Origin of the sequence: Mycobacterium sp. (genome assembly GCF_035274705.1) — a bacterium.
Lineage (GTDB): Bacteria > Actinomycetota > Actinomycetes > Mycobacteriales > Mycobacteriaceae > Mycobacterium.
In genome coordinates this window covers 20,632-31,563 of sequence record NZ_DATENY010000118.1, presented here as the reverse complement: position 1 = coordinate 31,563, position 10,932 = coordinate 20,632, and the positions used below count along the sequence as shown (strand labels likewise).

Genomic DNA, 10,932 nt, shown 5'->3' with positions numbered 1-10,932 from the left:
GACATCGAGCCACGGAGCCGGTGCGCCGGCGACATCGAGCCACGGAGCCGGTGCGCCGGCGACATCCAGCCACGGAGCCGGTGGGCCGGCGACATCCAGCCACGGAGTCGCCGTCGACTCCGCAGTCCACCCGTGGACGCTCGACAACCCGGCCTACGGGTGGTTCGGCGTGTCCTCGGCAGCGCGGGTACGCGTCGGCCATGACGTGCGGGCCATATCGGTTGCCGAAGTGGTGTCGCCGACGGAGTCGCAGTCGGCTGCGCTGGCGCGTGAGTTGATGGTGGCGCTGGTCCGCGCCGGCGTGACCGCGACATGCAGCAGCGCGGTCAAGCCGCGGTACGGCGATCTCACCGTCGATTCCAACCTGCCGGATGCGCGGATCGCCCTGGGCGGACCGGACCAGAACGCTTTCACCGCAGCGGTCCTTGCCGAAGCGGATCCGATGTACACCGAGGAGCTCAAGCGCCAGCTCTACAGCGCGGGCACGGCCCGGGTGTGGGTGCCGTCCGTCGTGCCGCTGGCCGAGCAGTGGGTGCCGGGAGCGGATCTTCGGGGAGTACGCGCCTTGCCGGTGTTGATCGTCGCGGGCTCGGACCTGGACGCCGCGGTGGCCGAATTGGTCGAGGACCTCGACGACGCTGAGGTCACCGTCGAGCAAGAAGTGTCCGCGCAGCTCGGGTCGTTCGAGAACCGCACCGTCGCTGTTCTCAATCGCGGAATGCCCGGGTTCGCGGTCGAATCCGACGGCACACTTCACCTGTCACTGATGCGTTCGTGCACGGGTTGGCCGTCGGGCACCTGGATCGACCCGCCACGCCGCACCGCGCCCGACGGCTCGAATTTCCAGCTGCAGCACTGGACGCACACCTTCGACTACGCGCTGGTCTCCGGTGACGACGACTGGAGGGTTGCCCGCGTGCCGGTCCGCAGCGCCGAGTTCTCCCACCCGCTCGTCGCGGTCACCGAAAAGACCAGGGCCGCAGGGGGTTTGCCCGCATGGGGTTCGCTGTTCGAAATCGAGCCCGCCGGCAGGGTGCAGCTTGGCGCACTGAAGGCTGCGGGCAATCCGCTGGCCGCGGGCAGCGTGCAGGCCGTCGATCCCGCTGACGGTGTCGCGCTGCGCCTGGTCGAAACATGCGGAGCGGCAACGGATGTCGTGGTTCGGTCCGGGCTGCGTCGAGTGTCGGCGGCATCGCGGGTCGACTTGCTGGAACAACCGCGGATCCAGGGCCTGGCATCCGACGGGCTGAGGTTGCACGGATACGAGATCGCCACCGTGCTGACACGGCTCAACATGCCCAAGGTCCTCGAGGCTGACCACACGGTGTTGGCGCCAGAGGCGGAGGCGGCCCAACCGCTATACGCGCGGTACTGGTTGCACAACCGCGGACCCGCGCCGCTCGGCGGCCTTCCGGTGGTGGCACATCTGCATCCACAGAACATGTCAGTGGAGCCGAATTCAGAAGTCTTGCTGCGACTTACCGTGGCGAGCGATTGCAGCGATTCGGTGCTGCACGGCAAGGTACGTCTGCTGTGTCCGGACGGATGGACTGCCGATCCGGCCGAGCTGCCGCTCATGCTGCCGCCGGGTGAATACCTGGAAACTGATGTCGTGGTGACGATGCCGCCGGGATCGGCATTCGGGCTGTACCCGATTCGTGCCGAACTGACCCTCACGGGCAGTGATGCCGTGACGATGCCGCCCGCATGGCGGCAGGTGGTCGAGGACGTCTGCATCGTGTCGGTCGGCTCGCCGTCCAGCGGCGAGATCCTGAGGCTGCTCAGCGGGCCGGACGAAGTCACGGTCACCGCAGGCGAAACGGCCAGGCTTGCGGTCACAGTCGGCACCGACGCATGCGCCGATCTTGCCCTCGAAGCGCACTTGATCAGCCCGTGGGGGACATGGGAATGGTTGGGGCCACGCGCGATTGGCCGCGAGATGCCCGCCCGCGGAACCCTCGAACTGGGTTTCGACGTCGCCCCGCCCGTCTGGGTCGAGGCCGGCCAGTGGTGGGCGCTGATCCGCGTCGGATGCGCGGGCCGGCCGATCTACTCACCGGCAGTGAAGGTCACGGTGCAATGAGTGTTGCGGCGATCGTCGGTGGCGTGCCGATCTCGGTCAGCGAGGTCGACGCCCGCGAGAAGCAGCTACGCGCAACGAGACTCGCGTCGTCGTTGCCGCGGCAGGGCACTAGCGAGGGCCGGCAGCTGCGTCGGTGGCTGACCCAGCTGCTGGTGATAGAGCGTGTGGTCAACGCGGAGGCCCGAACCCGAGGCCTGACCGTGCAGGATGCGCCGACCGAAGGCGAGTTACTCCCGGATACCGTCGCGCGGCTGGAGATCGGCAGCGTCGCCGCTTCGGTGTTGGCCGCGCCGCTTGCCCGGGCCGTCTATACGAGCGTGACCGCAGCCGTCGACGTCCCCGATGCCGATGTGGACGACTACCTCGTCCGCAATCCGAGGCGCTTCGATACGCGCACGCAGATCGCGGACCACCTGCGGGACGCGGCCCGGCGTCGCGCATTTCGGGTGTGGCTCGACGCCCGATGTGCTGCACTGGTCGAGCTTGCCCCGGGATATGAGCACCCCGGCGATCCGCGTCAGCCCGACAACACGCATAGGCACTGATGAGCGAAGTCACGCTGGCACTCGACATAGGCGGCACGAAGATCGCCGCCGGTCTTGTCGACGCCGAAGGCACGCTGGTTCATCACGCCAAGCTGCCGACACCGGACGGCGACGCCGAGGCGGTGTGGGCGGTGGTCGACACGCTGGTCACCGAGGCTCTGGCCGCCGCCGGTGGACGTGTCCGCGGCGTCGGCATCGCGTCCGCCGGGCCGATCGATCTGCCGACGGGGACCGTGAGCCCGATCAATATCGTTGAATGGCAACAGTTTCCGATCGTCGAGCGGGTCTCCGGGCTGACCGGCGCGGCTGTTCGCCTAGGTGGTGACGGGTTGTGCATGGCGCTGGGGGAGCGGTGGCGCGGCGCGGCCCGCGGGGCGCACTTTCTGCTCGGCATGGTGGTGTCGACCGGTGTCGGGGGTGGGCTGGTGCTCGACGGCGCACCCTACGACGGGCGCACAGGTAACGCCGGACACGTGGGCCACGTCGTCGTCGACCTGGATGGCGGACTGTGCTCGTGCGGTGGCCATGGCTGTGTCGAGACGGTCGCCGCCGGACCCCGAATGGCCCAATGGGCGCGCGACAACGGTTGGGACGCCCCGCCCGAGGCGGACGCGAAGGAACTGGCCGATGCCGCCTACACGGGACACCCGGTGGCCCTGCGGGCGTTCTACCGCGGCGGAACCGCGGTGGCCGCGACGATCGCGTCCGTGGCAGCGGTGTGCGACCTGGACCTGGTCGTCATCGGCGGCGGGGTGGCGAAGGCTGGCAAGCTGCTGTTCGACCCGCTGAGCCATGGACTGGAGACCTATGCCCGGCTGGGCTTCCTGCGCGGACTGCGAGTGCTGCCGGCCGAACTCGGTGGCGAGGCCGGTCTGATCGGCGCCGCGGCCCTTCTGGATGCGTGAGGAGCCTTGCGTTGCATGTGCTTTCGGCCCCAATCGCACAAGCTTTCCAGCACCGGGCCCAACGTCCTCCCATACTCGGAGATCGAATAGTGCACGCAGGGCGGAACGGTGCCGGCGTCGTGGCGGTCGATGATGCCTGCGTCGACGAGCTCGTGCAGATGTCGGATGAGCATGCGCTCGGTGATCTCGGGGATGCTGCGACGCAGTTCTGCGGTGCGCATCGGCCCGTCGAAGAGCCGCCAGAGGATGGTGCCCTTCCAACGCCCGTCGATAACCGTCAGTGTGGCGTCGATCGGGCACTCGCTGATCTCCTTTTTCGACACCGCCATAGCGAGCCTTTCCGCACGGACATGTACTGACTAATTTGTCAGTACCTTGCTTTTTGTCAGCATAGACCGCAGGGTCGACGGTATGGAACACGTCATCGCAATCGTTGCTCTCGTGCTCACCGGCCCGCTCGTCGGAGTGGAACTGGGAGTGGCGGCCTTCACGAACCCGCTCGTCTCCAAGCTGCCCGACGATGCCTACCGCGTGGTCCGCAGCGGAGGAAGCCGACTGCTCGGTGCGCTGATGCCGTTCTGGTACATCGGCACGCTTGCCGCTCTGATCGCCGGGGCCGTCGTGTCCCGCAATGTGCTGGCGATCGTCGCCGTCGCGGTCATGGGGGTGGCACTGCTCTTGACGGTCACCGTGCTCGTCCCCATCAACAACCGGATCAGCGCTTGGCGCTCGGACGAAGATGTGAACCGCGAACTGGCCAGCCGATGGGACCGCCTGCACTGGGTACGCGTGGGGCTGCTCGTCACGATGTTCGTCGCGCTGGCCGTCGGCATAGTCGCGTAGCGCACCGTTTTGGCTGATCGGCGGGTGGCAGGCTATTCTTGGCCAGTTCCACCGAAGACCGTCGGTCACCGAGAAATCGGTTGAAGGTCCGGGATTACCCGGCGGCCCACGCAGGAGGACGAGGCTATTACTGCTGGCAAGTGCCAGCATCTTGCGCGCCCCGACCTGTCTGCGTCGGGGCGTTCGTCGTTTTCCGGCCTCCATCGGTGGCGCACCCGATATCAACCACGAGGAGGCATGCATGGCCAAGGCTGACAAGGCCACCGCGGTTGCCGACATCGCCGAGCAGTTCAAGGAGGCGACGGCGACGCTCGTCACCGAATACCGCGGGCTGACGGTCGCCAACCTCAAGGACTTGCGCCGATCGCTCGGAGAGTCCGCCACCTACACAGTCGCCAAGAACACGCTGGTCAAGCGTGCCGCGGCGGAGGCGGGCATCGAGGGTCTCGACGAGCTGTTCGTCGGACCCACCGCGATCGCGTTCGTCAAGGGGGAGGCCGTCGACGCCGCCAAGGCGATCAAGACTTTCGCCAAGGACAACAAGGCGCTGGTCATCAAGGGCGGCTACATGGACGGCCGCGCACTGAGCGTGGCCGAGGTCGAACAGATCGCCGACCTGGAGTCCCGCGAGGTGCTGCTGGCCAAGCTGGCCGGCGCGATGAAGGCGAACCTGTCCAAGGCCGCCGGCCTGTTCAACGCTCCGGCGTCGCAGGTCGCCCGGCTGGCAGCCGCGTTGCAAGAAAAGAAAGCCAACGAAGAGGCCGCGTAGAAGCGTCCTCAATCTCTACCCAACCAGCCCAGAAGAAAAGTAAGAAAGGACCACACCATGGCCAAGCTGTCCACCGACGACCTGCTCGACGCGTTCAAGGAACTGACGCTGCTCGAGCTCTCTGAGTTCGTCAAGAAGTTCGAGGAGACCTTCGAGGTCACCGCCGCCGCTCCGGTCGCCGTCGCGGCCGCTCCTGGCGCCGCTGCTGGTGCGCCCGCCGAGGCCGCCGAGGAGCAGTCGGAGTTCGACGTCATCCTCGAGGGTGCCGGCGAGAAGAAGATCGGCGTCATCAAGGTCGTCCGCGAGATCGTCTCCGGTCTGGGCCTCAAGGAGGCCAAGGACCTGGTCGACAGTGCTCCGAAGCCGATCCTCGAGAAGGCTCCGAAGGAGGCTGCCGAGGACGCCAAGGCGAAGCTCGAGGCTGCAGGCGCGACGGTCACCGTCAAGTAGTTTCTTTTCACTGTGGGGCGGATCTGGCAAACAGATCCGCCCCACAGTTGTATCGGGGGTTCATCACAATCTGGCCGCAGACGAGTGTTGTGCTCGTGACGCGTAAGCTACAGTGACTCAAGCCACAGGCGGGAGGCATGTGGCTGGGACCAGGCATTGGCGGAAGGATCGCGCGTGGGCATTGGAATTCAAGTTGAGGGACTGACGAAGTCCTTCGGGCCCCAGCGAATTTGGGAAGACGTGTCGATGGACATCCCGCAGGGGGAGGTCAGTGTGCTGCTGGGCCCTTCGGGTACTGGCAAGTCGGTGTTCCTGAAGTCCCTGATCGGGCTGCTGCGCCCGGAGCGCGGCAAGATCATCGTCGACGGCACGAACATCATCGAGTGTTCGGCTAAGGAGCTTTACGAGATCCGCACCTTGTTCGGGGTGATGTTTCAGGACGGTGCGTTGTTCGGCTCGATGAGCTTGTATGACAACACCGCGTTCCCTCTTCGTGAGCACACCAAGAAGAAGGAAAGCGAGATCCGCAATATCGTCATGGAGAAGCTCGAGCTGGTCGGCTTGGGTGGGGATGAGAACAAGTTCCCTGGTGAGATCTCCGGTGGTATGCGCAAGCGCGCCGGGTTGGCCCGCTCGTTGGTGCTCGACCCGCAGATCATTCTCTGTGACGAGCCCGACTCGGGTCTGGATCCGGTTCGTACCGCTTATTTGTCGCAGTTGTTGATCGATATCAACGCGCAGATCGACTGCACGATCCTGATCGTCACGCACAACATCAACATCGCGCGCACGGTGCCGGACAACATCGGCATGTTGTTCCGCAAGCATCTGGTGATGTTCGGTCCGCGTGAGGTGTTGTTGACCAGTGACGAGCCGGTGGTGCGGCAGTTCCTCAACGGTCGCCGGATCGGTCCGATCGGTATGTCGGAGGAGAAGGACGAGTCGACGATGGCCGAGGAGCAGGCCATGGTCGATGCCGGTCATCACGACGGTGGTGTCGAAGAGATCGAGGGTGTGCCGCCCCAGATCATGGCGACACCGGGTATGCCCGAGCGCCAGGCCGTCGGCCGTCGTCAGGCCCGTGTGCGCGAGATCATGCACACCCTGCCGCCGAGTGCTCAGGAAGCCATCCGCGACGACCTCGAGGGCACGCACAAGTACGCCTCGCACGCGATTCCCGACGACGTTTCGGCCCGTCATCGTTCGGCCGAGGACGATGCCCCGACGGGACGCATTCCCGTCGCCGAGGAGCGCTAGCCTCTGGGAGTGGCTTCCGATGAGCGCTCGCGCGTAGAGAAATAATGCGAGAGCAGAAGCCGACCTTCTGCCGGATCTGCGAGCCGCTGTGCGGCATGATCGCGACCGTCGACGACGGTCGGCTGACCTCATTGCGTCCCGATAGGGACCATCCACTCTCGGCCGGCTTCGCCTGCCAGAAGGGCATCGCGATCACCGAGGTCGTCAACGACCCTGACCGCGTCACCACCGCGCTGCGGCGCACCGAGCAGGGATTCGAGCCGGTCAGCTGGGACGAGGCGATGGCCGACATCGCCGAGCGGCTAGCCGACATCCATCGCCGCCACGGCTCGGGTGCCGTCGGTTGGTACTACGGCAACCCCGGCGCGTTCAGCTACTCGCACACTCTGAGCCTGGCGATGTTCATGGCGGCGTTTGGGCCGCGGCTTCACGTGTTCACCGCCGGGTCCCAAGACGTCAACAACCGCTTCGTGGCCAGCCAGCTGCTGTACGGCTCGGCGCTGGCGCTGCCAGTGCCCGACGTCCTGCGCACCGATCTGCTCGTGGTCATCGGCGCGAACCCGGTCGTGTCGCACGGCAGCGTGCTGACCGTGCCGCGGATCAAGGACCGCATGCACGACATCGTCAAGCGCGGCGGCCGGGTCGTCGTCATCGATCCGCGCAAGACCGAGACCGCGGCGCAGTTCGAGTGGCTGGGCATCATTCCCGACGGCGACGCCTTCTTGCTGCTGTCCCTGCTGCATGTGTTGTTCGGCGAGAATCTCGTCGACCGCGCCCGCCTGGCTCGTCAGTCGACCGGCGGCGTGTGGCTCGAGCAGTTGGCCCGGCCGTTCAGCCCCGAGGCAACGCAGCCGCGAACCGGCATCGACCCGGACACCGTGCGGGCGCTGGCCCGTGATCTCGCGTGCACGCCGCGCGCCGCGGTGTATGGACGCGTGGGCACCAGCACTGGCGAAAACGGCACGCTCACAACATATTTGCTCGATGCCGTCAACCTCGTGGCAGGCAATCTGGACCACGTCGGCGGCAGCATGTTCGGCAGCTTCGGCTTCCCGGCGGAACGATGGGCGATGAAGGGTCTCGGCGCGTTGATGCGCACTATCTACACCCGCAGACGCTCGCGCATCGGCGGCTTCCCTTCGGTGATGATGTCGGAGCCGGCGGGCGTGATGGCCAAGGAGATCGCCACCCCGGGCGCGGGTCAGGTGCGGGCGCTGTTCGTCAGCGCTGGCAACCCGGTGCTGTCCGTGCCCAACGGCGATGAATTGGAAGAAGCGCTCGAAGGCCTCCAGTTGATGGTGGGGATCGACCTCTACGTCAACGAGACGCTTGCGCATTGCGATTACGTCTTGCCGGCCGCGACGATGTACGAGCGCGACGACTTCCCCCTGCAGTTCCAGACGTTGCAGACCACACCGTTCCGCCAAGCCACCGAGGCCGTCATTGCGCCGATCGGAGACGCCCGTGCCGAGTGGGAGGCCATCGACGACATCATCGATAGGCTATGGCGCCGCACGCCAGGGTTGACAGCGATAAAGGCGCTGCGAAAGCTGTTGGTACTCTTCGGTATTCGGTTGAGCCCGCGGTTGCTCGTCGATGCCGTGATCCGGCTCGGCGAGGGTGGCGACAGATTCGGGCTGCGCCGGGACGGGCTGACGTTCTCCCGGCTGACGCGCGACCACCCTCACGGCAAGGTGTTGGCTCCGAATCTGCGCGACGGCGTGCTCGCCAAGACGGTCGTCTACCGCGGCGGGCAGGTGCGGCTGCAACACGACGAGATCGCTGGCGAAGTCGCGGCCCTGCGTCGGCGTCATGTACCCGAGGGCTATCCGATGCGGCTGATCGGCATGCGGGAGCCCCGCTCGGAGAACACGTGGATGCACAACGCGCCGCTGCTCATGCGCGGCGGCCGCGTGCAGCACGCGCGCATGCATGTTGACGATGCGGCCGCGTCGAACATCGTCGACGGCGATATGGTGCGCATCACCTCGCCGCACGGCGAGATCGAACTGCCCGTCATCCTCACCAGGGACATCGTCGAAGGTGTCGTCGCGGTCCCGCACGGCTGGGGTCACAAAGGCACCGGCGGCTGGCGGGTCGCGAACGGTGCGGGCGGGGCGAACGTCAACCGCCTGACGTCCTCGTCGCCGGCCGATCTCGAGAAGCTGGCTGGGATGGCTCGGCTGACCGGTGTGCCGGTCCGCGTCGAGCGCGTCGCGTCCTTACAGCGGGGTCAATTTCCGTAAACACCCTCGTCCCTTTTGAGGCTCGCGATACCGTGACCGCGGTTCGGACAGGAGACGGCATGGTCGACCGGTTCTGGGTGTGGTTGGGCGCGGGTGTGCTCACTGCCGGCATGTCGGCGGCCATGATCTCGGGGACGGCGATCGCTTTCGCCGACACGGGATCGTCATCGGACGCCGGCGGCGCTTCATCGTCGGAGTCGTCGGAATCATCGAAACCCACCGATAGTAAGGCGGATTCGGAGAAGAACGAGTCGACGAAGCCGACGGACGCCAAGGCAACAGATTCGAAGCCGGCTACCGACGCTGACAAGCCCACCGTCGACAAGGACGCGACACCGGACGAGACCACCGAGCATCCGTCGAAGCCGGGATCGGCATCGCACGAAAAGACGGGCAGTTCGCACGAGGGCGCCGATCCCGTCGCAGCTTCGGCGAGCGAGCGCAAGCTGCCCGAACCCCAACGGCCGGCCGACAAGCTCACCAAGCCGGTAGCGGTGACGTCCGAACCCGAGGTCAAACCCGTCGCGGAGGCAAAGCCCAAACCCGACGCGGCTGTCGAACTCGAGGCGCCGAAGCCCACCGACGAACCGCCCACGGTCGCTGTGGCCCAGACCAAGACCACGGCCGCGGTCAGCGCTGCGATGACGCTCGCGTCGGCGCCCTCGGCTGTGGACATCAACTCGGTGGCCGTCGCGCCGCAGCAGCCGTCACTGATCAACGTGATCGGCACGCTGATCTTCACTCTCTTCAACGTGGCCACCCGGCTTTTCGAGGGGCCGCCGGTGTTGCCGCCGGGCAGCACCGTCACCGTGCGCAGCTCCACCCTGCAGCTCGGCGGATATGAAGTGCCGGCCGATTGGTACTTCCCGACCGATCCGGCTCCGGACAGGCTCATCTATCTACAGCACGGCTTCCTCGCCAGCGGCCGCTTCTACAGCTACACGGCCGCGACCCTGGCCGAGCAGACCCACAGCATCGTCGTCGCGCCCTCGGTGACGTCGAACTTCTTTGCCTCCGACGGCTTTTGGATCGGCGGGGCCCCGTTGCAGCGGGCCGTCGCCAACTTGTTCGTTGGCGATCGCGACGCACTTACCGCCAGCGCAACCGCCGCCGGGTTCACGGGCACCACGTTGCCGCAGCGGGTCGTGATCGCCGGCCACAGCGCGGGCGGAGGTCTGGCACTGGCCGTCGCCGGTTACATGGTCGACAACGGCACGATCGACGATCTGGCAGGCCTTGTCTTGCTCGACGGTGTGGTGCTTGGCGACGCGCCGGCAGTGATCGACAAGATTCCCGACGACCTGCCGGTGTATCAGATCGCCTCACCGCCGTACGCCTGGAACATCTACGGCGCCACGAGCGATGCGCTGGTGGCGGCGCGGCCGGGTCGGTTCAATGGCGTGCAACTGGTCGGCGGTTCGCATATCGACGCCATGCAGGGTGGCAACCCGTTGATTCAGTTTGCGGCCTACCTGGTTGCTGGCTTCTCGCAGCAGCAGAACATCGAGGCGGTCAAGGTACTGGCCACCGGCTGGATCAACGACATGTTCGCCGGCACGCATAAGGGTGTCTACGCCGATCCTGGCGATTCGGTCGAGATTCCCACCATCGCTGGCACAGCCGACGCCATCGCGCTTCCGGCATCGGAAGCCTCACTCTCGCCTTTGGATCAGCTGCTGCGGTGGTGGTTCGTCAGCGGCTCACAATTGCTGTTCAACCTCGCAGCGCCCGAATCCAGCGGATCATCCCTGCAGCAGGCGGCCGCTTGAGGGAAAACTCCCCATGCAACACGGCGCTATCTCTTGACGGGAAGGCTGCAAGAGTCCAATCTGTT

Annotated in this window: 10 protein-coding genes; 9 read left to right on the top strand and 1 reads right to left on the bottom strand. The window is 66.2% G+C overall.

The window, feature by feature from the left end:
• The 3 genes from VJV41_RS24925 to VJV41_RS24915 all read left to right on the top strand — a co-directional run.
• Positions 1–2,083: NEW3 domain-containing protein (locus tag VJV41_RS24925; RefSeq protein ID WP_325338281.1), on the top strand; the 2,083-nt coding region annotated here is incomplete at its 5' end.
• The gene (locus tag VJV41_RS24920) at positions 2,080–2,628 is read left to right on the top strand and encodes a DUF7158 domain-containing protein (protein ID WP_325338280.1); all 549 of its coding nucleotides are present in this window, start codon (positions 2,080–2,082) and stop codon (positions 2,626–2,628) included. The genes VJV41_RS24925 and VJV41_RS24920, both read left to right, overlap by 4 nt.
• Entirely contained in the window at positions 2,628–3,533 is a 906-nt protein-coding gene (locus VJV41_RS24915) for an ROK family protein (protein ID WP_325338278.1), read from the top strand. Before VJV41_RS24920 ends, VJV41_RS24915 begins: the two co-directional genes overlap by 1 nt.
• On the opposite strand, the gene VJV41_RS24910 is transcribed toward VJV41_RS24915, so the two are convergent.
• A complete protein-coding gene (locus tag VJV41_RS24910; RefSeq protein ID WP_325338276.1) occupies positions 3,434–3,862 on the bottom strand; it encodes a helix-turn-helix domain-containing protein in 429 nt (142 codons plus the stop codon). The two genes, VJV41_RS24915 and VJV41_RS24910, sit on opposite strands and share 100 nt — an antisense overlap.
• Positions 3,863–3,944: 82 nt before the next feature.
• Between VJV41_RS24910 and VJV41_RS24905 the strand changes: the two genes are divergently transcribed.
• The 6 genes from VJV41_RS24905 (at position 3,945) to VJV41_RS24880 (ending at position 10,867) form a co-directional block, all read left to right on the top strand.
• A complete protein-coding gene (locus tag VJV41_RS24905; protein ID WP_325338274.1) occupies positions 3,945–4,376 on the top strand; it encodes a DUF1772 domain-containing protein in 432 nt (143 codons plus the stop codon).
• Between the two features lie 241 nt (positions 4,377–4,617).
• A complete protein-coding gene (gene rplJ / locus VJV41_RS24900) occupies positions 4,618–5,145 on the top strand; it encodes a 50S ribosomal protein L10 (protein WP_325338272.1) in 528 nt (175 codons plus the stop codon).
• A gap of 57 nt (positions 5,146–5,202) precedes the next feature.
• Positions 5,203–5,595 (top strand): 50S ribosomal protein L7/L12, encoded by a 393-nt coding sequence (rplL, locus tag VJV41_RS24895; RefSeq protein ID WP_325338270.1) that lies wholly within the window; start codon positions 5,203–5,205, stop codon positions 5,593–5,595.
• A gap of 174 nt (positions 5,596–5,769) precedes the next feature.
• The gene (locus VJV41_RS24890) at positions 5,770–6,852 is read left to right on the top strand and encodes an ABC transporter ATP-binding protein (RefSeq protein ID WP_325338268.1); all 1,083 of its coding nucleotides are present in this window, start codon (positions 5,770–5,772) and stop codon (positions 6,850–6,852) included.
• A 44-nt stretch (positions 6,853–6,896) separates the two neighbouring features.
• Entirely contained in the window at positions 6,897–9,098 is a 2,202-nt protein-coding gene (locus tag VJV41_RS24885; RefSeq protein ID WP_325338266.1) for a molybdopterin-dependent oxidoreductase, read from the top strand.
• 59 nt (positions 9,099–9,157) lie between these two features.
• Positions 9,158–10,867, top strand: a complete 1,710-nt coding sequence (locus VJV41_RS24880) for a hypothetical protein (protein ID WP_325338264.1) — start codon at positions 9,158–9,160, stop codon at positions 10,865–10,867.
• Positions 10,868–10,932 lie beyond the last annotated feature (65 nt).